The organism is Geomonas edaphica (assembly GCF_004917075.1).
Lineage (GTDB): Bacteria > Desulfobacterota > Desulfuromonadia > Geobacterales > Geobacteraceae > Geomonas > Geomonas edaphica.
This window is the reverse complement of sequence record NZ_SSYB01000002.1, coordinates 552,885-578,165: the sequence shown is the minus strand read 5'-3', so window position 1 is coordinate 578,165 and position 25,281 is coordinate 552,885. Positions and strand designations below refer to the sequence as shown.

The window sequence follows — 25,281 nt, the reverse complement described above, 5'->3', positions numbered from 1 at the left end:
CCACCTCGGCTACAGGCACCAGATACGGATGCCGGCCGATGCCATCTGCCGGCCGTCGTAGATCCCTTTCACGTCGATCAACACCGGGTTTTCTACCATGAGGCTCGCGAACTTGGCCGGTGTCCAGTTGCGGTAGACGTCGTGCGCCACCGCCACGATGACCGCGACCGCCGGCTGCAGCCGCTCCGGCTCTTTCAAGCTGACGCCGTAGGCGCTCTTCGCCTCCTGCGGGTCTGCCATCGGGTCGCAGACCTGCACGTTCAGGCCGTAGTCCCAGAGCTCGCCCAGGATGTCGACCACTTTCGAGTTTCTGAGGTCCGGGCAGTTCTCCTTGAAGGTGAGTCCAAGCACGGTGACGTAGGAGCCGAGCACGTGGTGCCCAGCCCGGATGATCTCCTTCACCGCGCGCTGCGCCACGAACTTCCCCATGCCGTCGTTGATGCGCCGTCCGGCCAGGATCACCTGCGGGATGTACCCGATCTTCTCCGCCTTGTGGGTCAGGTAGTAGGGGTCGACCCCGATGCAGTGCCCACCGACGAGCCCGGGACGGAAGTTCAGGAAGTTCCACTTGCTCCCTGCCGCGGCAAGCACCTCACCGGTGTCGATCCCCATCCGGTCGAAGATGAGGGCGAGTTCGTTCATGAGGGCGATGTTCAGGTCGCGCTGCGTGTTCTCGATGACCTTCGCCGCCTCAGCCACCTTGATGGATGGTGCCCGGTGCACGCCTGGCGTTACCACCTCCGAGTAGACCTGCGCCACGATCTCGAGGGTGGCGGCGTCCTGCCCGGAGACGACTTTCAGGATGTTGGTGAAGGTGTGCTCGCGGTCCCCCGGGTTGATCCGTTCCGGGCTGTACCCCACGGTGAAGTCCTCCGGGCTCTTGAGCCCCGATACCCGCTCAAGGATCGGAAGGCAGACGTCCTCGGTCACCCCCGGATATACCGTCGACTCGTAGACGACCACGTCCCCCTTCTTAAGCGCGCGCCCCACCGTTTCCGAGGCGCTGCACAAAAGCGAGAGATCCGGCTGTTTCGCCGGATCGACCGGAGTCGGGACCGCAACAACGTGGAAATCCGCCTGCTTGAGATCATCGATCCGGTCGGTGAAGACGATGTCGGTTTCGGTGAGATCCGCCCCCTCCACCTCACCTGTGCGATCCTTTCCGGAGCTCAGTTCCTCGATCCTTTTCGCGTCGATGTCAAACCCGATGGTACGCTGCACTTTTCCGAAGGCCACCGCAACCGGCAGCCCGACATAGCCCAGCCCCACCACCGAAACCTTGCGTCCATGTCCCATACAGCACCTCCCTTGCCGGCAACCGGTTTGCCGGCTTTCGCGACTGCTGCTCCTGCAGCAGTCATCCCGCCGTGCGTACCGCCCTGAGTGGGTCGGCCGCAAAACTTTAGGCGATTCTAAGTCATATAGGCCAAAACTCCAGAGATAGAGGGCAAAAAATCGGTATTAACCCATTTATCCCGCCATGAAGTCGGACATCCCACCCCGAAACGGATCTCAGCGGCACTGACTTCAGAGCCGAGCCTGCGAAGCTTTACATGGTGCCGCGATTTTGCTAAGATGCCCCGCGTTTCTCTTCCCCGAAAAGGTTCCCAAATGTCTGAAATAACACCCATGATGCGGCAGTTCCTCGAGATCAAGGCTGAACATCCCGACGCGATCCTCTTTTTCAGATGCGGCGACTTCTACGAGATGTTCCTCGATGATGCGGTGAAAGCCTCCCGCATCCTCGGTATCACCCTCACCTCGCGCGGCAAAAACGCCGACGGATCCGAAGTCCCGCTTTGCGGCGTCCCCTATCACTCCTGCGCCCCGTACATCGCGAAGCTGGTCGAGGCGGGCGAAAAGGTGGCCATCTGCGAGCAGGCCGAAGACCCGAAACTCGCCAAGGGGATCGTCAAGCGCGAGGTGGTGCGGGTGGTCACCCCCGGCCTCGTCGTCGAGGACGCCTCGCTCTCCCCGAAGGAAAACAACTACCTCTTAGCCCTTTGCTGCGACGGCGAGTGCTACGGCCTTTCCTACCTGGACCTCTCCACCGGTGAATTCCGGGTCACCGAACTCGCCGGGCTGCAGGCGGCACTCGCCGAAGTGGCGTGCATCGCGCCGCGCGAGATCATCCTCCCCGCCACCTTCCGCGAAGAGCCGAAGGCAAAGGATGTGGCGCATCTGAAAAACGACCGCAGCCTCACCTACTTCGAGGAGTGGGTCTACGACGCCGACTACTGCAAACGCCTGATCGGCAACCAGTTCAAGGGCGCCACCGCCGAGACGCTCGGGTGCGAGGGGCTCCCCACCGCCCTCCTTGCCGCCGGAGCGATCCTGCACTACCTGGTCGACACCCAGAAGGGGAACGCGCCGCATGTGACCGGGATAACCCCGTACAGTGAGAGCCAGCACCTCCTCCTGGACGAGTCCACGAGGCGTAACCTGGAGCTGACCGCCACCATCTCCGAGGGGAAACGCAAAGGTTCCCTGCTGGGGCTCATGGACCGGACCGTCACCGCGATGGGGGGAAGAAAACTCAAGCAGTGGATCAACTACCCCCTCATGGACCTCGCGAAGATCAGCCTGCGTCAGGATGCGGTGCAGGAACTGATCGAGGCCCCCGGGGTGCGCGCGGAGCTGAAGAACCTCCTCTCCGGGGTCTACGACCTCGAGCGGCTGAACGGGCGCATAAGCCTCGCCTCCGCCTCGGCCAAGGACATCGCCGCCCTCAATTCATCGCTCTCGAGGCTTCCCGCCATAAAGGAGAAACTCGCCGCATGCACCGCGCCTTATCTAAAGGAGCTTGACGCCGGCATCGACCCACTCACCGAGATCTGCGACCTGATAACCCGCGCCATCGTTGAGGATCCTCCTTTCGTGCTGCGCGATGGGGGCATCATCGCAGACGGCTACAACGGCGAGCTCGACGAGCTGCGCGCCATAAGCCGCGAGGGGAAAGGGTTCATCGCCCGCCTCGAGGCCCAGGAGAAGGCGCGCACCGGGATCACCTCGCTGAAGATCCGCTACAACAAGGTGTTCGGCTACTACATCGAGGTAACGAAGGCGAACGTCTCGTCCATCCCCGAGGACTACATCAGGAGACAGACCCTCGCCAACGCCGAGCGCTACATCACCCCGGAGCTCAAGGAGTACGAGGAGAAGGTGCTGGGCGCCGAGGACCGGATCAAGGACCTTGAGTTCACCCTGTTCCAGGAAGTGCGCGAGGCCGCGGCGGCCCAGGGTGAGCGGATCGCCAGAAGCGCGGACCGCCTCGCTTGTCTGGACGTCCTCGCCTCGATCGCAGAGCTCGCCCACGACAAGGGGTACTGCCGTCCGGAGGTGCACGAGGGGACTGAGCTCTCCATCACGGAGGGGAGGCACCCCGTCATCGAGGACCTCTACGCCGCCGAGCGCTTCGTCCCGAACGACACGCTCCTCGACAACGGCGAGAACCAGCTGATCATCATCACCGGCCCGAACATGGCGGGTAAGTCGACCTTCATGCGCCAGGTAGCCCTCATCACCTTGATGGCGCAGATGGGGAGCTTCGTTCCGGCCGAGCGGGCGCGCATCCCGCTCGTGGACAGGATCTTCACCCGCGTCGGCGCCTCGGACAACCTGGCCCGCGGGCACTCGACCTTCATGGTGGAGATGATGGAGAGCGCCGCCATTTTGCGGGGAGCCACGGCGAAGAGCCTCGTCATCCTGGACGAGATCGGCCGGGGCACCTCCACCTTCGACGGCGTCTCCATCGCGTGGGCCGTCGCCGAATTCCTGCACGACAACAAGGCGCACGCGGCGAAGACGCTTTTCGCCACCCACTACCACGAGTTGACCGAGCTCGCCGTCACGCGCCAAGGCATCAAGAACTTCAACATCGCGGTCCGCGAGTGGAACGAACGCATCATCTTCCTGAGAAAGATCGTTCCGGGCGGCGCCTCGCACTCCTACGGCATCCAGGTCGCACGCCTGGCCGGGCTGCCGCAGGCGGTGATCGACCGGGCCAAGGAGATCCTCCTCAACCTGGAAAAGGGGGAGTACGGCGAGGGGGGCGTTCCGCGCCTGGCGCGCGGCAAGAAGGCTCCCGTCCCGTCCCCGCAACTGTCGCTTTTCGATGCCGGCGAGGATCTCATCAGGGAGAGGCTGAAAGAGGTGGAAGTGGCGCTCTTAACACCGCTCGAGGCGCTCAACCTCGTGGATGAACTAAAAAGGATGATGTGAGATGAAACGCAGGGAGTTCGTTAAATACCTCGGGCTGATCCCCCCTTACTACCGGTGGCTTGCTTGCCGGACGCTGGCGGCCCAGGGCGGGATGCTGCTCTCCCCCTGGCTCGTCGAGGCGGCGGGCGCCGCGCCGCTTACCGGTCTTACCCCGGTGACCGAACTCAGGCACTGGTCCACCCCGGACTACACCCGCGTATCCATAGCCGCTGACAAGGAGGTGGCATTCGAGCATCACAAGCTTCCCGGCCGCCTTTATCTCGACCTGCCGGGTACCCACCTAAACCCCGGCGTGAAAGACTTGACCGTCGGTGACGGACTTTTAAAAAGCGTCCGCATCGCCCAGTTCGCCCCCTCCACGGTCAGGGTCGTTCTCGATCTGGACAGCATCAAGGAATACAAGGTCTTCACCTTCTCGGATCCCTACCGCATCATCATCGACATCAAGGGAGACCGCAGGCAGGAGATCTCGGCCTCCCGGGAGGTGATCGAGAGCACCCCGGCCGAACCGAAGCAGGCCGACAAGCTCACCGCGCCCGAGAAGCCGCAAAAGGCAAAGGAGCCCAAAAGGTTCAAGCCGGGTAGGATCAGGAGGATCGTGGTCGACCCGGGGCACGGCGGGCACGACCCGGGCGCGGTCAGCCCCTCTGGCACGAGGGAGAAGGACATCGTGCTGCAGATCGGCCTGGACCTGGCCCGTAAGATCCGCGAAGAGCTCGGAATCGATGTCGTGATGACCCGCTCCACCGACGTCTTCATCGAGCTGCAGGAGAGAACCGCGATCGCCAACAAGGTGGGGGCCGATCTTTTCGTCTCAATCCACGCGAACGCCTCGCTGAACCACGGCGCCAACGGCATCGAGACCTACTATCTGAACCTCGCCAAGACCGAGAAGGTGGCGCAGTTGGCCGCCAAGGAAAACGGCACAAGCCTTGAGAAGGTAAGCACCCTGCAGGCCGTCCTTTTCGACCTGATGGCGAACTACAAGCTGAACGACTCCGCGCATCTCGCGGAGGAGGTACAGAAGGCACTGCACAAAAAGGCGCTCTCGGCGTACCCGACGGTGAAGAACCTCGGAGTGAAGCAGGGCCCCTTCTACGTACTCGTGGGTGCTACCATGCCGAGCATCCTGGTGGAGACCGCGTTTTTGAGCAACGAGCGGGACGAACAGAAGCTCAAGGACCCGCACTACCAGGAGGTGACCGCCGACGGCATTTTAGCCGGCATCAAGGGGTACATCACCGCACTGAACAAGGCACCCGCCTGAGAGAAGAAGACACTCTCCAAACGCAAAAAGGCCGGCTTTTAAGCCGGCCTTTTCCATTTTTCATCCCCTACCCGTTTTACTGTCCGGCAGCCACCGTGGAGCCGACTACCTCGACGCCGAAGTCCGCAGCCTCTTTGGGGACGTTGGCGAGGGCGACGACGAAGCCGATGGACTGGTCCGGTTTCACGCCCAGATTCGAGAGGGAGTCGCCGAACTGGTTGTTCATGATCGATTCGATCTTCGCTACGGGAAGCGTACTCAGCTGTTCGTCGGAGAGCCGGTTGCCGCAGTAGGCTGTCTTTTGCAGCAGCACCCTACCCGCCTTGTCGAAGATGCTCACCTTCACCTGGATCGAGGCGCGCGCCTTGCGGAAGGAGTTCACCGCCTCGCCGGTTACTACGAAGAGTTCACCGGCCTCCTTGTTCTGGTGGAAGGAGGCGAGAGGATTCTTGATGGTGATGCGCCCCTCTTCCGGGACCTCCATGCCGAACCACTTGGCGACGAAGCCTATGCCGAGCTTGTCGAGCTTTTTAAGCGCATCCGGCCCGCTTTGCAGCACGTAAAGCCCGGCGCCGGTGAGGGCGAGCACGACGACCATGCAGATGGTCACGACGGCGATGGTGAGCACCGAGCGCCCCTTACGTCTCGAAGATATGGAGAGAGGCGGAAGCTCGTCGTCAAAAGCCTCATCGGGAACCGAAGCGGCAAACGATTTGTCCCCGAAGCTGAAATCAAGAGACGAGGATTTGGCGGCCGTTTTGGCGGCCTCGTCTTCGACCGCCGCGGCACCTACAGGCGCCACGGGTTCGGCGGGTGTCCCCTCTCCGGCAGGAGGCTCTTCGGATTTCGCTCCGAAAGAGAACCCACCCAAGGAAAACTCACCGGCTGCGGCAGTAGGAGGTGCCGGCTCGGCGACCACGGGCTGCTGCGGCGCGGGCACCTCTTCTTCAGCCGCGAAGGACTCAAAGCCTGCCGACGAAGGTCCGGCGGGCTCTTGCGCCTCGGCTGCTGCCTGCTCTTCGAAGGAAAAATCGCCAAAGTCGAACGATTCCCCGGCCGGGGCTTCCTTCACGGCGGGAGCCGCCGGTTCATCAAAGGAAAACGCACCAAGGTCAGGCGCAGCGCCGACCGGAGGAGTCTCCTCCTTGGCAGCGGCAGGCGTCTCGTCGAAAGAGAACTCGCCGAAATCAAAATCATCAGTCACGGCAGCGGGGGCGGGAGCGGGCTCTTCCTTCGCCGCAGCGGGCGTCTCATCAAAGGAGAGTTCACCAAAATCGATCGCTTCGCCCGCAGCCTCCGGGGCCTTTTCCACAGGTGCCGCAGGGGTCTCGTCAAAGGAGAATTCGCCGAAATCGACCGAAGGGGACGTCGCCGAGGGAGCGGCCTCTTCTTTCACGGCCGCGGGTGTCTCCTCGAAGGAAAACTCGCCGAAATCGACCGACGTCGATGCCGCCTCAGGAGCAGGTTGCTCTTTCACCGCCGCAGGCGTCTCGTCGAAAGAGAGTTCACCGAAGTCGAGCCCGCCGGTTGCAGCGGCGGGAGCCGGCTCAGTCTTCGGTGCGGCGGGCGTTTCGTCGAAGGATAACTCCCCGAAATCCAGATCCGCTGCAGCAGGAGCCTTCGGGGCAGCAACCACCGGTTCCGCGCTGAACTCAAACTCGTCAAAAGATGGCCCGGCAGCGCCGGCTGCAGGTTCTTCCTTGCCGGCGGGAACCCCGGTCTCGATGTTTATGGAGCCAAAATCCAGGTCCCCTTCCTCTTCGGCGGCTTTGGGAGCCTCGGCTTCGACTTCAGACTCGGCCCCGGCCTGCGGCGCGGAAGCAGAGACTTCAGCCTCAGCCTCACCTTGGCCCGGCGCCGGAGCGCCCAACCCCGAGAGCAGGGCATCGAAGTCCGATTCTTCCGGCTTTTGTTCCGCTCCGGCAACGAAGACGTGTCGGCACTTGGAACAACGCACCTTCACGCCCCCCGGCTTAAGCTTAGAGTCGTCCAGCCTGAACTTTGTATTGCATTGGTCGCATTGGAGTATCATCGACCCTCCGAACTTGTTAGCACAGCGTCACATTAATTTTTCCAACGTTTTTCTATAACAGAAGCAAATTATAGTGTCAATCATTCTGGTCGCTCCAGCGCCTTTGTGGTATATATCTCCGATGTGCTAAATCCCTCATATGAAGAAGAGGTACCACATGAAATTGCGCCGCATCCTTTACGCCCTTCTTATTAATTCCCTCACCGTCACGATGGCCTGGGCTGCACCGGAAGTGATCGTCGACCAAGGCAGCTTCAATTTCGGCAGCGTTGCCCAGGGAAGAAAGGTACAGCATACCTTTAAAGTCAGAAACGGCGGCGATGCACCGCTGCAGATAAAGAAGCTGGAGGCGTCCTGCGGCTGCACCGCCGTGAAGCCGTCCACCACCGTCGTCCCCCCCGGCAAGAGTGCCACCATCGAAGTAACCTTCGATTCAACCTCGTTTTCGGGAAAAGTGGTCAAGACGGTTACCCTCACCAGCAACGCCGGGAAGAGTCCGAGCTACACCTTCAGCATGGAAGGGACGGTAACAGAAGAACTGCAGGTGATCCCGCGCCAGTTGAGCCTCGGACCGGTGAGCAGCAGCTTCGCGACCAAAGGCGTACTGAAGGTCACTAACAACGGGGCAGGCACGGTAAAGCTTCTCGCCGTGAACGTCACATCGTCATCGCTGCAGATTAAGCCGGTGATCAGGAAGAGAGAACTGGATCCTGGCGAGACCGGGACGATAGAAGTTTCGGCACAGGCGAAACCGGAAGCGAAAGTGCTGAGCGGCTACCTGCACATAGTGACCAACAGCACGCAGAAAAAAGAGATCACCGTCCCGGTGTATGGAACGATGACCAAATGATTTTAAACTTTCACCTTGAGTTGGTCCCAGAAATAGTGTATTGAATAGGTCTTTGGTCTTGTGAATGGACCGTTATGTCACGTCAATTGACTTCTTTGTCTAGCTGATAGATTTTCAGGGCGGGTAGCTCAGTTGGATAGAGTACTGGCCTCCGAAGCCAGGGGTCATGGGTTCGAATCCCATCTCGCCCACCAACTATTACAAGCAGTTTCAGAGAACAAAAAGGCCCTGAGCGATCAGGGCCTTTTTGTTTTTCCGCCGCAGCAGCACGCCCCCCCCCACCTGTCTCATCTGTCACTTCATCTTCCCCTCACGACATTACATCCGCCACCTCTTTTCCCCTCTCACACCTTCCAGCTCAACTCTCAGGAAACCCTGTTCCAGACGCTCAACCGCACTCAGAGCAGAGAGGTACTCATTGCGCACCGTTGCCGCCGACATAGCCATGGCAAGCGCTCAGGCTGAAGTTCACGCCTATCCGCCTATGACTGCAAAAAATCATCTATGACTCGCCAACAAAACGTTGACATTTTATCAACGAAATGTTTGTATACCGAACAGCGTTTGTAACGGCAGGTTGGGACCGCTGTGCGGCCGCTGTCCCACCTGCTGATACAGAGCCTGATTGGACTACATGCAAACTTCGCGACAAGAGCAGCCCCCTCCTCCCATTTACTGCTCTGGTGAAGACTCCAGAGAGAATCGCAGTTCAACTGATGGCACCACGTGACATAAAACTTAATATCCACTGCTCCACCTGAGAGGATCCGGGGCAGACCGGTCGGCACTAAGTTCATAATCGTAGGTTCACCACCTGGAAAAGGAGAATGCCATGCAAGGAGCTGTAAATCTCTGGCCGCTCATCGGAGTTGCCGTAATCATTGCCGGTTTTATCCTACGGCAAAACCCCGTAATGGTTGTCATCATCGCGGCGGTGGTTACCGGTCTCACCGCAGCCATGCCCATCGACAAGATCCTCATCTCGTTGGGTACAGGATTCATCAAGACCAGAAATCTGCCCCTGATTCTATTGCTGCCGCTCGGGGTCATCGGTCTTTTGGAGCGCTACGGGCTGAAAGAGCAGGCCCAGTTGATCATCGCCAAGATCAAGTCGGCTACTGCGGGGCGCTTGCTGATGGTCTACCTGTTTGTGCGGGAAATCACCGCGGGGCTTGGCTTGGTGAGTCTCGGCGGCCATCCCCAAATGGTGCGCCCGCTGATAGCGCCGATGGCGGAAGGTGCGACCGAAAACCGTTACGGCTCCATACCGGAGAAACTGCTGCACAAGATACGGGCAATGGCAGCCGCCACGGATAACGTGGGGCTCTTCTTCGGTGAAGACATCTTCGTGGCGTTCGGCGCTATCGTGCTCATGCAGACGATCCTTCGGGGGTACAGCATAGAGGTCAATCCGCTGCATATGGCGCTATGGGGCATCCCGACGGCCATCTCCGCGTTCACCATCCACGCTTTCCGCTTGCGCAGGCTGGATGTCGAAATCGAACGTGAACTGGGACTGCAGAAAACGACTGAAGCCGTAGTTACTGAAGCATTCACAGGAGAAAAAGCATGAGCTCGACGATCTTGCCCCTGAACTACTTTTTCATACTGCTCGGACTGACCCTGACCATCATCTCCCTGATGTCCTTTCGCGACAAAGGGAACCCAAGAAGGATCGCTACCGGCTCGTTCTGGGCCCTATACGCGGTGGTGTTTCTGATCGGTGACCTCATCCCTCCCCTTTTCGCAGGCATCATCGTCGTCGCCATGGCGCTCATCGCGGGCCTCGGCGGCGTCTCGCTCGGCAAGTACCACCAGTTCACCGCCAAAGAGCGCCACGACAGCGCCGTGAAACTCGGTAACCGCCTGCTCTATCCGGCTTTGATCATTCCCTTCACCACCATGATCGGCTCGGTGGTATTCCAGAAAACGAAGATCGGCGGCATGTTCTTGCTCGATCAAAAGAACTTCACCCTGGTCAGCCTCGGCATCGGCTGCATTATCGCCCTGATCGTCGCCTGCCGCTTCACCGGCTCCACCCCGGTGCAGGCCATGCGCGAAGCGCGCCGCCTGATCGACTCGATGGGATGGGCCGTCGTGCTCCCCCACATGCTGGCCGTCCTTGGGCTTTTGTTCATGGATGCAGGCGTTGGCAAGGCGGTCGCAAACGTGACGACAACCTATATCCCGATGGACTTCAAGCTGGTTGCGGTAGCGGTCTTCTGTCTCGGGATGACCATCTTCACCATGATCATGGGTAATGCCTTTGCCGCCTTTCCGGTAATGGCGGGAGGGGTCGGAGTTCCCATCCTCATGGGGGTGTTCCACGGCAACCCCGCCATCGTCGCCGCGATCGGCATGTTCTCGGGTTACTGCGGCACGCTCATGACGCCGATGGCGGCAAACTTCAACATCGTCCCTGCGGCCCTTCTTGAACTTCCGGACAAAAACGGCGTCATCAAGGTGCAGATCATGACGGCCCTGCCACTCTTGGTCGTCAACATCGCCCTGATGTATTTCCTGATGAACGCGTTCTAGAGCCGACAAAGGAGAAAGTCGTGTCCAACCAAGGCGTTGAAGAATCGGTAAACGGCGGGAACCAGAGCTGGCTGGAAAAAGAAATGCACCCCTACTTTTTCGTCTCCATGAAGGATGAACCGGAGGCGATCGACATCCTCAGACGCGAAATGGGCACCCTGCGGCATAACCGCCGCCTGATCCTCGCGGACCGGGAGAAGAGCTTCATCCAGGCCATGGCGAACGTCCCGGGCTCCCTGTATGACTCGATCGGGCGGGTGCGTGAGCGGGAGATTTCCTATGCGATGATCGCACACTCCGAGAGCCCTATGCCGGGCATGCAGCAGACGCTGGAAATCCAGCGCCTCGAGTTCGACCGCAAGTCCAACCACGAGGTGCTAAACGGCAAGGGGAACGAGGTACCGGCCGATATCCGCGAACGGATCTACAGTGATTTCATCCGTGAATACCCGGCAAGCCCGACGGAGGACTTCGACAGGTTACTTCGGATCATCTGGCTCAATAACGAAAGCTATGTGCGCATCTCCCCACCAGCGAGGGTGGCGCAGATCCTCAACCTGTACCAGATGGGGAACCAGGGGGGCGGGCTGCACCTGGACGTGGAGCCGATGGAGACGGGAGGCGAGTCCCGGGTGCTCTTCGCCGTTGCCAACCCGCCGCAAAAGGACTTCCTGCTGCAGGTAATGGAGGTCTTCAACCGGCTGGGGATCGCCGTGAACCGCGCCTACTGCCTGACCATCTCCAACGGCACTCACCCCTATTTCCTCGGGACCTTCTACGTGCGCCCGCGCGGTGGGAGCCAGCTCGAAAAGAACTCCGATAGCTTCGTCAGGCTGCAGGGCGAACTGTACACGACCCAGATTCTCAACGTCTCCTCCCCGACCTACCGCGAGTTCGTAACGAGGGATGTCATTTCCGGTGAAGACGCCGCGCTCATCAACGCCTTCACCGCGTTCTGCCATTCGAACCTGGCCCACAACCAGCCGGACCGTTTCGGCCTCGAAGACGTTCAGGATGCGTTCACCTCGCACCCGGAGATAGCGCTCCAGCTGGTCAAACTGTTCCGCAGCCGCTTCGACCCGCGAGCCGTGGGGAGCGCCGATTACGAGGCGTTGTTGGCCGCGACACAGCAGACCGTGACAGATTACAGCACCGGCCACCGCTACCTGGATGACATCCGGAGGGCCATTTTCCGCTGCTGCCTCTCCTTCATCCGGAACACGCTGAAAACTAATTTCTTCGTTGTCGTGAAACAGGCACTCTCCTTCAGGATCGACCCCGCCTACCTCGCCGAGCTCGGTCCCGACTTCACCGCCGATCTCCCGGAAGGCACGCCGTTTCGCATCACCTTCTTCTTCAGCCGTTTCGGCTTCGGTTACCACATCGGCTTTTCCGACATCGCCCGCGGCGGCTGGCGCACCGTCATCGCCCGCACGAAGGATGACTTCGTCACCAACTCGAACAACCTGTTCCGGGAAAACTTCGTGCTGGCGTTCACCCAGCATCTAAAGAACAAGGACATCTACGAAGGCGGCTCGAAGATGGTGCTCATCCTGAACACCGCGGACCTCAAAGCGAGGGATCGCGACCAGGAAACGTGGCGCCTGTACAAGTTGCAGTACGGTGTCATCAACGCCTTCCTCGACATCTACGTCACCGAAAACGGGATCGCGAAAAACCCCGCCGTCGTCGACTACTATCGCGAGGAAGAACCGATCGAGCTTGGCCCCGACGAAAACATGCACGACAGCGTCATCGAAGCCGTCGCCCGTATCTCAACTAAAAGGGGCTATGTCCTTGGCAACGGCATCATGTCCAGCAAAGAGGTCGGCATCAACCACAAGGAATACGGCGTCACCTCGCTTGGCGTGGTCACCTTCGCCGAGATAACCATGGCGGAGCTCGGCATCGACATGCGCTGCGCCCCCTACTCCGTCAAGATGACCGGGGGGCCGAACGGCGACGTGGCGGGAAACGCCATGCGCTTACTGCTGGAGCGCTCCCCGCAGGTGCAGATTCGGCTGATCCTGGACGGTACCGCGGCGTTGTGCGACACGGCGGGCGCGGACCGCGACGAGCTCGGGCGCATCCTCCTTTCCCGCGATCTCGACGCCTTCGACCCGTGCAGGCTGAACCCCGGCGGCTTCATGCTCTTCCGTAGCGGCAGCCGCTCGGAAGGACTGCGCGAACTCTACCGCAAGGTGACCCGGACGGCGGCCGGAGTGGAGGAAGAGTGGATCTCGGTCGATGAATTCTCAAGGGAATTCGCGGAACTCCCCTTCTCGGTCGAGGCGGACCTTTTCATCCCCGGCGGAGGGAGACCCGAAACCATCGACATGCACAACTGGGAGCGGTTTTTCCTCCCGGATGGAACCCCTTCCGCGAAGGTCATCATCGAGGGAGCCAACTCGTTCATCACCCCGGAGGCGCGCCAGCAGCTGCAGAAGAAAGGGGTCATCATCATGCGGGACGCCTCCGCGAACAAGTGCGGGGTCATCTCGTCCTCCTACGAGATCATCGCCAACCTGCTGCTCACCGAGGAGGAGTTCCTTGCCAACAAGGAGGCCTATGTCGCGGACGTGCTCCAGATCCTGGAAAAGCGTGCCGCCGACGAGGCACGACTGATCCTCAAGCGCCGTCGCGAGCAGCCGAACCTACTCTGCACCGACATTTCCAACTCCATCAGTGGCGAGATCAACACGCACTACGCGCGACTCTTCAAGTTTTTCCAGAAGCGGCCGGAGATCTGCCTGCAGCCCTTGTTCCGGCGCGCCATCCTGAGCCACCTCCCCCGCTTCCTGAGCGAAAACAGCTGCTACAACCAGCGGATCGGTCAGCTGCCGCAGAAGTACCTCTTCGCGATACTCGCCGCCGAAATAGGTTCCGCCATGGTGTACCGGGGCGACCAGGAGTCGGATTTCGAGGAGTTCGTGAAGGTGTTCCTGGACCGCAACTTTCCGGGGGTGGAAGCATGAGCAACATCAACATCGTCAAAGCGGGCGAGCAAGGGGTGGTGGTGGACTTCGGCGACGTCATCGAGCCCGGAGTAAACGCCCGCGTGCATCGCCTGGCGCAACTGATCTCTGGCAAGATGCCGCACGAGATACTCGAGCTGGTGCCGACCTACCGCTCGCTGATGGTCTACTTCGACCCGCTGCGCATCAGCCGGGACGCGCTCACCGATAAGATCAGGCTCTTTCTGGATAGCGACGCGGAAAGCAGCGAGAAGGCCGACACCGCGACGGTGGTCAGCATCCCGGTCTGCTACGGCGGCGAGTTCGGGCCGGACCTCGAGTTCGTCGCGAGCCACAACAAGCTGAGTGTTGAGGAGGTGGTGGAGATCCATACCTCGCGGGCCTACCAGGTCTACATGCTCGGCTTCACCCCGGGCTTTCCCTACCTCGGGGGGATGTCGGACCGCATCGCCGCACCGCGACTGGCTCAACCGAGGGTGGTGATCCCCGCCGGTTCCATCGGCATCGCAGGGAGCCAGACCGGCATCTATCCGATCCAGAGCCCCGGGGGATGGCAGTTGATCGGCCGCACGCCGCTGCAACTCTTCAATCCCGGCTCGGCCGATCCCTTTCTCTTCGCGGCAGGAAACTATCTCCGCTTTACCGCGATCGATGCCGGGACCTTCCAGGAGATCCTGCGTCAGGTGGAGTCGGGAAGCTATAAGCCGGTGACCGGCACGGTCAAACAGGGGGAGGACGCCGCATGTGCACTGTGATCAAGCCGGGGATGCTGACGACCGTCCAAGACCGGGGACGTACCGGGTATCGCGCTTTCGGGATGCCGGTTTCCGGGGTCATGGACCGCTACGCCGCCACCATGGCCAACATCCTGGCGGGGAATGAACCCGGAGCGGCCGTTCTGGAAATGACCATGCTGGGGGGTACCTTCCGGTTCCCCAGCGAGACCTACCTGGCCGTTTGCGGGGCCGATATGCAGGGAACGCTGAACGGCAAAAAGATCCAAAACTGGTCCGCCTTTTACGTTCCCGCAAACAGCGAACTCTCCTTCGGCTACGCGGTGAACGGCTGCCGGAGTTATATCGCCTTCTACGGCGGCATCGAGGTCCCCGAAGTCATGGGCAGCAGATCGACCTATACCCGTGCCGGGATAGGCGGGTTTGACGGACGGGCGCTCAAGGCCGATGACGTCATCGAAATCGGCAAGGCAGGCGAGATGCCCTGCGCACCGCGCGCACTGTCGTACCATCACCTCCCCAAATACGGCAACGAGGTGCGCCTGCGGGTGATCCCGGGGCCGCAGGACGGCCTCTTCACCGCCGAGGGGTTGCAGTCGCTTTTCAGCAAGAGCTTCACCGTCTCGTCCAGGAACGACCGGATGGGCGTCCTGCTCGAAGGCCCGACCGTCGAGCATGCCTCCGGGGCCGACATCATCTCTGACGCGCTGAGCGCCGGGGCGATACAGGTGCCGGGAGACGGGCATCCCATAGTCATGATGGCGGACTGCCAGACCACCGGCGGCTACGCCAAGATCGGCTTCGTGATCGGGCCCGACCTTTCCAGGCTGGCACAGGCGAAGGCTGGAGACAGCGTCACCTTTGTGGAGTGCAGCGATCAGGAGGCCGTCGCGGCGCTGGCCGCGGAAAAAGCCGCCTACGAGAAGACCGCTGTCGGGGTAAGTCACGGGCCATTGGGGGGCGCGCCGGTAAAAGGCGCGGCTGCCAGCAAGGAGGTTTGAGCATATGCACATCGATTTGAATTGCGACATGGGTGAAGGGTTCGGGGCGTACACCATCGGCAGCGACGAACAGGTCATGCCCTTCATCACCTCGGCGAACATAGCCTGCGGGTTTCACGCATCCGACCCGGCGACGATCCGGAATACGGTCAGGATGGCCAAAGCACACGGTGTCGCCGTGGGAGCACATCCCTCCTACCCCGACCTGGTCGGCTTCGGGAGACGTCCGATGGAACTCTCCCCAGAGGAAGTCACTGCAGATCTCATCTACCAGATAGGCGCCCTGTCAGCGTTCTGCAAGTGCGAAGGGATCAAACTGCAGCACGTAAAGCCCCACGGGGCGCTCTACAACAAGGCCGCGGTGAGCCGCCCGATTGCCCTCGCCATTACCGAGGCGATGAAAGCCCTGGATCCGGAACTGTACCTCGTATGCCTGAGCAATTCCGAGATGGTGGCTGCGGCCAGGGAAACCGGCATCCGGTACGTGGAAGAGGTCTTCGCCGACCGAGCATACACGAGGGAAGGAAAGCTCGTGCCGCGCACCCAGCCGGGTGCCGTTATCCATGATCCGACGCTGGCGGCGGAACGGGTTTTGACCATGGTAAGGGACCGCAGCGTGATTTCTATCGACGGCACCCCGGTCCCCCTCAACGCCCAGACCATCTGCGTTCATGGCGACACGGCGGAAGCCATCGAGATGATCCGGATCATCAGGTCGAGGCTTGAGCAGGAAAAGGTCCATCTGAAGGCATTCGGCAGCTACGCGGGCTAAAGAACGGTTGGTAAACGAGGTAGACCATGACCATCGAAAATAAACTCCATCTTTTGCAGGCAAAAAACGAAGAGGCCGAACTGGGCGGCGGCGCCGACAGGATCGAGAAGCATCACAAGTCCGGCCGACTGACCGCCAGGGAACGTATCGCGGTCCTGCTGGACGAGGGGAGCTTCAACGAGATCGACAAGTTCGTGACGCACCGTTGCCACAACTTCGGCATGGAGAAGCAGAAGATCGCAGGCGACGGTGTCGTGACTGGCTACGGCACCATCGAAGGAAGGCCTGCCTATGTGTTCGCCCAGGACTTCACCGTGTTCGGCGGGTCACTCTCCAAGAGCTACGCCGAAAAGATCGTGAAGATCATGGACATGGCCCTGAAAAACGGCGCGCCGGTGATCGGCCTGAACGATTCGGGGGGCGCACGGATCCAGGAGGGGGTCGATTCGCTGGCAGGCTACGCGGACATCTTCCTGCGCAACGTCACCTCCTCGGGGGTAGTGCCGCAACTGTCGGCCATCATGGGCCCCTGCGCGGGAGGGGCGGTCTACTCGCCTGCCATCACCGATTTCGTCTTCATGGTGAAGGACACCTCCTACATGTTCATCACCGGGCCTGAGGTCATCAAGACGGTGACCCACGAGGAAGTGACGAAGGAGGAGTTGGGCGGGGCCATGACCCACAACTCGAAGTCCGGCTGCGCCCACTTCGCCTGTTCGGACGACGAGGAGTGCCTGCTGATGATGCGCGAGCTCTTCTCCTTTATCCCGCTGAACAACATGGAGGACCCTCCCCGGACGGCGTGCGAAGACGATATCAATCGCTGCGAGGATGCCCTGCGCACCATGATTCCTGATGACCCCAACGTCCCCTACGACATGAAGGAGGTCATCAAGGCCGTGGTGGATGACCGCTACTTCTTCGAGGTCCAGGAACACTACGCGAAGAACCTGGTGGTCGGCTTCGCCCGGTTGAACGGCAGGCCGGTCGGCGTCGTAGCGAACCAGCCGATCTTTCTGGCCGGGGCCTTGGACGTCGATTCATCCCTCAAGGGGGCACGCTTCACCCGTTTCTGCGACAGTTTCAACATCCCCCTGGTCATCTTCGAGGACGTTCCCGGTTTCATGCCGGGGGTGGGACAGGAGCTGGGAGGGATCATCAAGCACGGCGCCAAACTCCTATACGCCATGGCCGAGGCGACCGTACCCAAGATCACCGTCATCACCCGCAAGGCCTACGGCGGCGCTTACTGCGTCATGAACTCCAAACATATCCGCGGCGACTACAGCATGGCCTTCCCCACCGCTGAAATCGCGGTCATGGGGCCGGAAGGGGCCGTGAACATCATTCACCGCGCCGAGATGTACGCTTCGGACAACCCGCAGGAAACCCGGAAGTCACTGGTTCGGGATTACCGCGAGAAGTTCGCGAACCCCTACAACGCCGCCGAGCTCGGCTACATCGACGAGGTCATCGATCCCGCGGCGACCCGCTCGAAGCTCATCAGCGTGCTCGAGATGTGCAAGAACAAACGCGACGCGAACCCGCCGCGCAAGCACGGCAACATACCCCTGTAAACGGCAAGTACGAGTGCAGCCGAAGCGTAACAGCAAGGAGTAGTTCATATGCCCGCTGACAAGCTCTTTCAAAAGGTGCTCATCGCCAACCGCGGCGAGATCGCCATACGAATCATCCGCGCCTGCCAGGAACTCCAGATACCGACGGTCGCCGTCTACTCCGAGGCGGACCGCGCCTCGCTGCACGTGAGGGTCGCCGACGAAGCCTACTGTATCGGCCCGGCGCCCGCCTCCCGTTCCTATTTGCGGACCGACACCATCATCGAGGTGGCGAAGAAATCCGGCTGTGACGCCATCCATCCCGGGTACGGTTTCCTCTCCGAGACGGCGGAATTCGCCGAACTCTGCGCGGCTGAAGGGATCACCTTCATCGGTCCCAACCCGGGCGCCATCCGGATCATGGGAAACAAGATCGAGGCCCGCAAGGTGGCGGCCGCGCAGGACGTGCCGCTCGTCCCCGGCATGCTGGCGGAGTTGCGCGACGACGAAGATGCGCAGCAGGCAGCGGCCGAAATCGGCTACCCCATCATGGTCAAAGCGGTGCACGGCTTCGGCGGCAAGGGGATGCGCAGGGTGGAGCGGCCGGAGGACCTGGCCAGGCTGGTGCGGGCGGCCCGCTCCGAGTCGTTCAACTGCTTCGGCAGAAAGGCGGTCTACCTGGAGCGCTGCATCGAAAGGCCTCGCCACATAGAGATCCAGATATTCGGCGATGGGAACGGGCACGTGGTCCATTTCATGGAGCGGGAGTGTTCCATCCAGCACCGGCACCAGAAAATGATCGAAGAGGCACCCTCGACCATAGTTGATGATGAACTGCGCGGCAAATTGGGCGAAGCGGCGGTCCGCATCGCCCGGGCGGTCGGCTACGATTCGGCGGGAACGGTCGAGTTCCTGGTGAACGGAACGACAAAGGAATTCTTCTTCCTGGAGATGAACACCCGTCTGGCGGTCGAGCACCCGGTCACCGAGGCGGTCACCGGCACGGACCTCTGCAAGGAGATGATCCGTGTGGCAGCCGGTCTGCCGCTGGCCTTCCTGCAAAAGGACATCGCCTTCCGCGGTCACGCCATCGAATGCCACATACACGCGGAGAATCCGGACCACGACTTCTTCCCGATCGCGGGCCGCATCGAGGGGCTGCGCACGCCGGGCGGCCCCGGTGTCCGCGACGACTCCGGCATGTACGAGGGGCTCGACGTCCCCCCCTACTACGATCCGCACCTGGCGAAACTGGTGGTCTGGGCCGGTACCCGGGAGCGCTGCATCAGCCGCACCCGGCGGGCGCTCTCCGAGTACTTCGTAAAGGGGATCAAGACCACCATCCCCTTCTGCGAACGGGTGATGCAGAACGAGCACTTCATTGAAGGCGACTACGACACGACCTTCATCGACAGCAGGTTCGACAGAGAGAATGCCGCCAGGGAAAAACCGCACCAGGAGGTGGCACTGCTGGCCGTCGTCATCAAGGCCTTCCGGAGCGACAAGGCAAAGCTCGGCAAGAGCACGCCGGTGCCGGGCGGCACAACGCAGGCCGATTCAGGCTGGAAGATGAGCGGCCGCATCAAGCGCTGACGGCACTTCACGGAGGATAATTCCACATGGCATACATCGTCACCTGCAACGAAGAAGAGTGGCACATCGGGGTGGAAGAGTGCCATCCCGGGCTGTACGTGGTTCACTTGGGCGGCAAGGAATACCTGGTGGATTACCATGAATCCAGGGACAACCTCCTCTCCCTGATCATAAACGGCAGATCGTACGAAGTGGATCTGGACCTTTCCGATAAAGGTGAGGTGTACCAGGTCGACATACAGGGTGATCACTTCGAGCTGGATGTAATGGAGGAGAAGCGGAAAAAGCTCGCCAGCAAGCTCTCTGCGGGGCTTTCAGGAAGGCAGGAGATCACCGCCCCCATGTCCGGCAATGTCTGCAAGGTCCTGGTCAAGGAAGGCGACCTGGTCGAATCCGGCCAGGTGCTGATGATTCTTGAAGCGATGAAGATGATGAACGAGCTCAAGGCACCGGTGGCCGGTGTGATAGGAAGCTTGAAGGCCACTGAGGGTGTTCCCGTTGCGACCAACGAATTGCTGTGTGTCGTGGAACCGGCCGGGTAGTAGGGCGGTTGTCGGACACTGCAGCGTTGTCCGGTTACGTCTTTGCATTGCCAAATCGAACCGCTTCTAGCCCTCCCCCTCCCTTGACGGGAGGGGGGCGGGGGGGTGGGTGAAGCCGCAAGCTAAGGAATTGATGGCATATTCCCCCACCCCCGTACCCCCTCCCGCAGGGGGAGGGGGCGTTTTCAGCCACTGCAACGCCGCTGCACCGGGATGAATTTTCTTGGTAAAAAGCTGCTCCGATAGTTATACTGCCCGCTTACAGCATGCCTGTGTCAAGTTCCGCAGATTAACCAGAGGGTCTATGCCAAAGAAAGAGATCGATATCAGCACCATGGCAGGAAGCGGCTCAAACTCGGAAGATAATAACGTTCATATCGTTACGTCCGCCCACCTCGCCGTTTCCTATCCGGAGTCTTCCGAATTCGAATTCGGGCTCATCATCGCTTATCATGCCTTTGAACGCTGGATGGTGCGCTGCATGAACGCCGCCGGAGCCAAGGACATGGCGCCGCTCGACATACTGATCCTGCACCATATCAACCATCGGGGTAAGCAAAAGCGCCTTGCGGACATCTGTTTCATCCTGAACATTGAAGATACCCACCTTGCCACCTACTCAATCAAGAAGCTGACCAACGCGGGGCTGGTCAGCGGGACCAAGAAGGGGAAGGAAATGTTTTACTCAACCACCCCCAACGGTTCGACCATCTGCAACAACTACAGGCAGGTACGTGACACCTGTCTCATAGACAGCTTCACCAAGAGCGAGGACGAAGCGAAGACGCTGGCCGGTATCGCCAAATTCCTACGCAACGTTTCGGGCAGCTACGACCAGGCTTCCCGTGCAGCATCCTCATTCGACCTGGCCTCAACCTGACGCCCGATCCCCAGGCGCAAAGGACACCCAGACAGAAAAAGGCCCTGAGAGATCAGGGCCTTTTCTTTTGCTGCGAAGGCTTTCGGGTATCCGGTTCCTTACGGCACCATCGCGCCGAATTCCTTTTCGACCTCTTTCGGGGCATGGAGCAGCCCCTTGCGCACATCAAGCGACATCGCATCAGGGAAGATGTACTCTTCGTCTTTCGCGATGCCCTCCAGGATCATTTTCGCAACCTGAGACGGAGTCGCTTTCGACATCTCCTGCCCCGCGGTCATCCTGGTGTCGACCGGACCTGGGTACACCCCGTAGACCTTGACGCCGCGCGGCGCCAGTTCGGCGCGCACCCCCTGCAGCAGCGAGTGGCCGGCCGCCTTGGAGGCTGAGTAGGTTCCGTTCACGGGGAGGTTCACGAGACCGAGGATGGAGCAGACGTTCGCTATCGCCCCGCCGCGTGCGGCCAGTACAGGCGCGAAGGCACGGCACATGGAAAGGGTGCCGAGGTAGTTGACCTTGATCTCCTGGCGCGCGCAATCGAGCCCGTCCGGGTCGAGCAGGCTCTTGCAATGGTTGACCCCGGCGTTGTTGATGACGAGATCGACATCCTGGCATTGCGCCGCCGCCGTTGCCACGCTCGTCTCATGGGTCACGTCAATCCTCAGCGCGACCACGCGCCCCGGGTCGAATTTCGCCATTTCGGCTACCGCCTGGATGTTGCGGGCCGCCGCATATACTTTGGCCGCTCCACGCTCCAATAACTCCTGCACCAGTGCCCACCCTATGCCGCCGTTGGCGCCGGTGACCAAAACTACCTTGCCTGCCAATTCCATTTTTTTCTCCTCTTCAGTCTTACTGTTTTTCTGCCCACAGCAGCCGGTGCGGATGCAGTTGCACGTCCCCTGCATGACCGGTTGATCCTACCTCTGCGTGTGCCACGTCCTTCATCACCACCCCATCTTCCAAGACAGCGTAAAGGGCGCGTGCCGCACGGCTTAACAGTTGCCCGGCATTTTCAGGTCGAGGGGCCAGGACGGCTATAGCCATCAGCGCCTCCCTTATGATCCGTTCCGATGTCGGGGCAAGATCCTCTTTGTCCAGTTTTTCACGCAACGAGATGATGCATGCGGCCATGCCGAGCGCGGTCACCCCACCCTCTACGGTTCTGAGATGCTCCGGGTCATGCCGCGCGGCCATGTCCACCAAACGGATCACCCTGTGGTGCAGCCTCTCACGGGTTCGGGCCATGACCTGCGGCGACCCGTCCTGCGCCATGCGCACGAGGTCGCGGGAAACGGCCGCGAGAATGGACCGCATGCGCAGACGAGGGTTGATCGGAACCAGCAAGGTGTAGGAGATCCATGCGGTTCCCACACCCGCCACCATGGCTACGGCGCCAATGGCCAGATCGATATTGGCAACGTGAACCGCTACCCCCGGCTGAACCACGAAAAGGAAGAAGAGGGTCGCGTCGGTCGCGGCCAGCACCGTTTTCCGGTACTGCATGGCGATGAAACCGAGCAGCACGAACGGGGCGACGACGGCGATGGTGAGGTACGGGTCAACCACACCAGGGAGCAGGAATATTCTGCAGAGAACCGCGGCCGCGGAGCCGATCGCCGCACCGACGAAGATGTTGCCGACGAAGTGGGCGGGATGGTCCTTGTTCGAGAAGACTGTGGTCATGATGGAGAGGGCCATCAGCATGAGCGGGCCCTTGCTCCAGCCGGTGGCGCTCCAGGTAAAGCCGACGGCCGCGATGATAAGGCCGGAACGAAAGGCTGCCCTACCCGCTTCAACCCAGTCCCGGTGCCTGATGAGCCGATGCCGCGGCTCGCTTTCCTGATCGCCGGCAACCGCCTCGACTCCGGAAAGGACGTCTTCCAGTGCAGCCACCAGCCCGTGCAGCGTCTCCCCCAAAAGCGGCAGGTGGGAGCGCGCTTCAGATGAGAGAGCGGCGAGTTCGGTGGAAAAAGCCGCTCCTTCGGAAGATTCGAACCTCGCGGCTGCTTCGCGCATATGCAGCGCCAGGAGCTCACGCCACTGCCATTGCCTGCCGTCCGCGTCCTTGTGACGCTCCAGGTGCTCCGCGGAAAGGCGCCCGACCGAGAGCAGGGATAGAAGCGCGGCGATCAGGCTCTTCACCTGCCGTTTCCTTCTCGTGAAACCGGGAGCTGCCCCCCCCGCAGCGTCCAAAAGGACCTCCAGGTCGGCCAACTCCAGAAGCAGCGCATGCTCAAGTCCGGCGACCTCCTCCGTGCGTCCTTGACGGATCAGCGCGGCCAGCCAGCACATGGCCTCCGAGACCGCCTCCCGGAGGCGTCGCTCCAACTCCTCGCGTTGCGAAGACGGCGTGAAGAAGGCGGTGACCGCCGTAGAGACGATGACGCCGACGACGATGCAGGCGATCCGGCCGAAGGCGATCTCATTCATCCGTGAAGGATTCATGAAGCCGCTCATCACGATGACCGCGCAGGTGCAGGCAGCCATGAGAAAGGCGTAGGAGCGCAGACCGTGTAAGAGGTTCCCGATGCCGACGCAACCGGCGATCCAGAAGACGAGGGCTAAGGTGAGCATGGACGGGGATACGGTGTGCCGGAGGAGAACTAGAGCGGACAAGGAGCCGAAGACGGTGCCGACCAGGCGGTAGAAGCTCTTCTCGAATAGAAGGCCGCGGGTCGGCTGGATTACGATCAGTGCGGTCATCGCGGCCCAGTAGGGATTCTCGATCCCCAGGAACTGGGCAACGCCAAGTGCCGTAAGCGCGGACAGCGTTCCGCGCAGGGCGACGATGAGTTTTAAGCGGTGGTGCGAGTTCATCCTTTAAGTCTCGAGCGGGTTTCCTGCAGCCTCTTCTCCAGTCGCTCCACGAAGTTGCTCATCTGCTCGATCTCCGTGTCATCGAACGTACTGAGGAGATCATGCTCGAGGGCCGACACCTTGCCGGTGATCTCGGTGACCATCGCCCGCCCCTGCGGTGAAAGCGTGAGCAGTTTCGCACGGCGGTCGCTCGCGTCTTCGACGCGCTCGATAAAACCTTTCGCTATCAACTGGTCCAGGATGCGTGTGAGAGAGGGGCCTTCAATGCCGAGGGAGGCCGCAAGGTCTTTCTGTTTGATGCCGTCACCCAGATGGTGCAGGTGCAGCAATGGGCGCCATGCCGCGTCGGTTAGCCCCAGGGACTGGAAGGCCGAGTCCAGCATCTGCCGCCAACGCCTCGTCAGGAACCCCATGCGGTAGAGGAGGCTTTGCTTGTCGATTTTTTTTGTGAGGAGAGTCATAGAAAATAGATAGCATGCGAACTATTATTTAGCTATCTATTTTTTTCGAATCGGATCTTCCGTGGAGGAAGTTGAAACAGCGAAAACTGCAATCCGGACAAAATCAGGCAGTTAACATTACGTCCAGTTCATATAATTCCGCAACGCGGTGCCAACACAGAAAATTCAGAATTCTCCATCGCGGGGGGGAGAGATTGTAACGGGGGGAGACCTTTGGCGGGTGAAAAGTCTGCAGTATCAGGGACTTCGTAAGGAGGGCAGGCATGAAAGGATGGCGAAGCATTGCCTGCTTCAGCCATCCCCTTTCCTATTGTTTCTTCAGCGCCCCGCGCACTTCCGGGTGGAGCTTATCGAGGCAGCTCTGGCAGATGCCGTGGGAGAAATCGACCCCGACGTATGCGTTGAAGTACTCCTCAACGCTATGCCAGTAGTCCTGATCGTCGCGGATCTTCTTGCAATGCATGCAGATCGGAATTATGTTCTTCAGCATGGTGAACTCACTGATGTCTTCCAGCATAAGAAGAACCAGCTTCTCGCCGTTCAGCTCAACGGGGCTGGTCGTTATCAGCAGCTCCAGCTCCTTTTTGGAGTCTCCGACCTGGATCTCGAACTTCGTCCTGCTCTTGGAAACCGTCTGGCCGCCGAAACTCAGTGTGACCGAATTTCTGACCACGCAGCTCTTGCAGATCGGCGCCCGGCCGCATCCTTCCGGCACGTCGTGGGAATGCAGGCAGTGGAAAACCTCTCCTCCGCGCTTGTTGTAGATCGCGTCTTTGTCGAGACCGAAGGTCGTCGCCGCCGTCTTGTTCAGATCGCGTATCCGCACATCGTTGTCCACCACGAAAATTATGAGCGGTATCGAATTCAGCACTGACAAACAGCAGGCGCTTATATTTTCCATGGCTTCTCCTTTGACGCCTGGAAGCCTGAGGCTCCTCTACGGCATGCGCGGCTTCGGGCTCATGGATATCGCACGTAACTTGCCGTGTGTCAATGGTTTACAGCATCCTCGGCCACCAAAGCTGTTTTCCGGCTCACCTTC

The 25,281-nt window shown here is 60.5% G+C and carries 19 protein-coding genes and 1 tRNA gene; 14 read left to right on the top strand and 6 right to left on the bottom strand.

The window, feature by feature from the left end; all coding sequences use genetic code 11:
- Positions 1 to 9 precede the first annotated feature (9 nt).
- Positions 10 to 1,296 (bottom strand): nucleotide sugar dehydrogenase, encoded by a 1,287-nt coding sequence (locus E8K79_RS08770; protein WP_136514410.1) that lies wholly within the window; start codon positions 1,294 to 1,296, stop codon positions 10 to 12.
- 315 nt (positions 1,297 to 1,611) lie between these two features.
- Here E8K79_RS08770 and mutS point away from each other — a divergent pair, with 315 nt between their 5' ends.
- Complete coding sequence (gene mutS / locus E8K79_RS08765) at positions 1,612 to 4,221, top strand: DNA mismatch repair protein MutS (protein ID WP_136514409.1); 2,610 nt, start codon at positions 1,612 to 1,614, stop codon at positions 4,219 to 4,221.
- Between the two features lies 1 nt (position 4,222).
- Positions 4,223 to 5,488 (top strand): N-acetylmuramoyl-L-alanine amidase, encoded by a 1,266-nt coding sequence (locus tag E8K79_RS08760; RefSeq protein ID WP_136514408.1) that lies wholly within the window; start codon positions 4,223 to 4,225, stop codon positions 5,486 to 5,488.
- A 76-nt stretch (positions 5,489 to 5,564) separates the two neighbouring features.
- Here E8K79_RS08760 and E8K79_RS08755 read toward each other — a convergent pair whose 3' ends face one another.
- Entirely contained in the window at positions 5,565 to 7,520 is a 1,956-nt protein-coding gene (locus E8K79_RS08755; protein WP_136514407.1) for a DUF3426 domain-containing protein, read from the bottom strand.
- A gap of 157 nt (positions 7,521 to 7,677) precedes the next feature.
- Between E8K79_RS08755 and E8K79_RS08750 the strand changes: the two genes are divergently transcribed.
- The 12 genes from E8K79_RS08750 (at position 7,678) to E8K79_RS08695 (ending at position 20,961) form a co-directional block, all read left to right on the top strand.
- Positions 7,678 to 8,370, top strand: coding sequence for a DUF1573 domain-containing protein (locus E8K79_RS08750; RefSeq protein ID WP_136514406.1), 693 nt, complete (start codon positions 7,678 to 7,680; stop codon positions 8,368 to 8,370).
- 117 nt (positions 8,371 to 8,487) lie between these two features.
- Positions 8,488 to 8,564: transfer RNA gene (locus tag E8K79_RS08745), tRNA-Arg, on the top strand.
- 638 nt (positions 8,565 to 9,202) lie between these two features.
- Positions 9,203 to 9,943, top strand: coding sequence for a DUF969 domain-containing protein (locus E8K79_RS08740; RefSeq protein WP_136514405.1), 741 nt, complete (start codon positions 9,203 to 9,205; stop codon positions 9,941 to 9,943).
- Positions 9,940 to 10,908, top strand: a complete 969-nt coding sequence (locus tag E8K79_RS08735) for a DUF979 domain-containing protein (RefSeq protein ID WP_136514404.1) — start codon at positions 9,940 to 9,942, stop codon at positions 10,906 to 10,908. The genes E8K79_RS08740 and E8K79_RS08735 overlap by 4 nt, the downstream gene beginning before the upstream one ends.
- A 20-nt stretch (positions 10,909 to 10,928) precedes the next feature.
- Complete coding sequence (locus E8K79_RS08730; protein WP_246043769.1) at positions 10,929 to 13,883, top strand: NAD-glutamate dehydrogenase domain-containing protein; 2,955 nt, start codon at positions 10,929 to 10,931, stop codon at positions 13,881 to 13,883.
- On the top strand, positions 13,880 to 14,638 hold the full coding sequence (pxpB, locus tag E8K79_RS08725) for a 5-oxoprolinase subunit PxpB (protein WP_136514403.1): 759 nt from the start codon (positions 13,880 to 13,882) through the stop codon (positions 14,636 to 14,638). Before E8K79_RS08730 ends, pxpB begins: the two co-directional genes overlap by 4 nt.
- Complete coding sequence (locus E8K79_RS08720; RefSeq protein ID WP_136514402.1) at positions 14,626 to 15,618, top strand: 5-oxoprolinase subunit C family protein; 993 nt, start codon at positions 14,626 to 14,628, stop codon at positions 15,616 to 15,618. The genes pxpB and E8K79_RS08720 overlap by 13 nt, the downstream gene beginning before the upstream one ends.
- Before the next feature lie 4 nt (positions 15,619 to 15,622).
- A complete protein-coding gene (locus E8K79_RS08715; protein WP_136514401.1) occupies positions 15,623 to 16,390 on the top strand; it encodes a LamB/YcsF family protein in 768 nt (255 codons plus the stop codon).
- A 26-nt stretch (positions 16,391 to 16,416) separates the two neighbouring features.
- The gene (locus E8K79_RS08710; RefSeq protein ID WP_136514400.1) at positions 16,417 to 17,967 is read left to right on the top strand and encodes an acyl-CoA carboxylase subunit beta; all 1,551 of its coding nucleotides are present in this window, start codon (positions 16,417 to 16,419) and stop codon (positions 17,965 to 17,967) included.
- A 48-nt stretch (positions 17,968 to 18,015) separates the two neighbouring features.
- On the top strand, positions 18,016 to 19,539 hold the full coding sequence (locus E8K79_RS08705; RefSeq protein WP_136514399.1) for an acetyl-CoA carboxylase biotin carboxylase subunit: 1,524 nt from the start codon (positions 18,016 to 18,018) through the stop codon (positions 19,537 to 19,539).
- Positions 19,540 to 19,565: 26 nt separating this feature from the next.
- Entirely contained in the window at positions 19,566 to 20,081 is a 516-nt protein-coding gene (locus tag E8K79_RS08700; RefSeq protein ID WP_136514398.1) for an acetyl-CoA carboxylase biotin carboxyl carrier protein subunit, read from the top strand.
- Between the two features lie 304 nt (positions 20,082 to 20,385).
- The gene (locus tag E8K79_RS08695) at positions 20,386 to 20,961 is read left to right on the top strand and encodes a winged helix DNA-binding protein (protein WP_198419798.1); all 576 of its coding nucleotides are present in this window, start codon (positions 20,386 to 20,388) and stop codon (positions 20,959 to 20,961) included.
- Positions 20,962 to 21,059: 98 nt separating this feature from the next.
- Here the strand turns inward: E8K79_RS08695 and E8K79_RS08690 are convergent, their stop codons facing one another.
- The 4 genes from E8K79_RS08690 to E8K79_RS08675 form a co-directional block, all read right to left on the bottom strand.
- On the bottom strand, positions 21,060 to 21,791 hold the full coding sequence (locus tag E8K79_RS08690; protein ID WP_136514397.1) for an SDR family oxidoreductase: 732 nt from the start codon (positions 21,789 to 21,791) through the stop codon (positions 21,060 to 21,062).
- Between the two features lie 19 nt (positions 21,792 to 21,810).
- Positions 21,811 to 23,778: an FUSC family protein gene (locus E8K79_RS08685; protein WP_136514396.1), complete on the bottom strand. Its 1,968-nt coding sequence runs from the start codon at positions 23,776 to 23,778 to the stop codon at positions 21,811 to 21,813.
- On the bottom strand, positions 23,775 to 24,161 hold the full coding sequence (locus E8K79_RS08680) for a MarR family winged helix-turn-helix transcriptional regulator (RefSeq protein WP_246043768.1): 387 nt from the start codon (positions 24,159 to 24,161) through the stop codon (positions 23,775 to 23,777). Before E8K79_RS08680 ends, E8K79_RS08685 begins: the two co-directional genes overlap by 4 nt.
- Before the next feature lie 385 nt (positions 24,162 to 24,546).
- A complete protein-coding gene (locus E8K79_RS08675) occupies positions 24,547 to 25,140 on the bottom strand; it encodes a PAS domain-containing protein (RefSeq protein ID WP_136514394.1) in 594 nt (197 codons plus the stop codon).
- Positions 25,141 to 25,281: the final 141 nt, after the last annotated feature.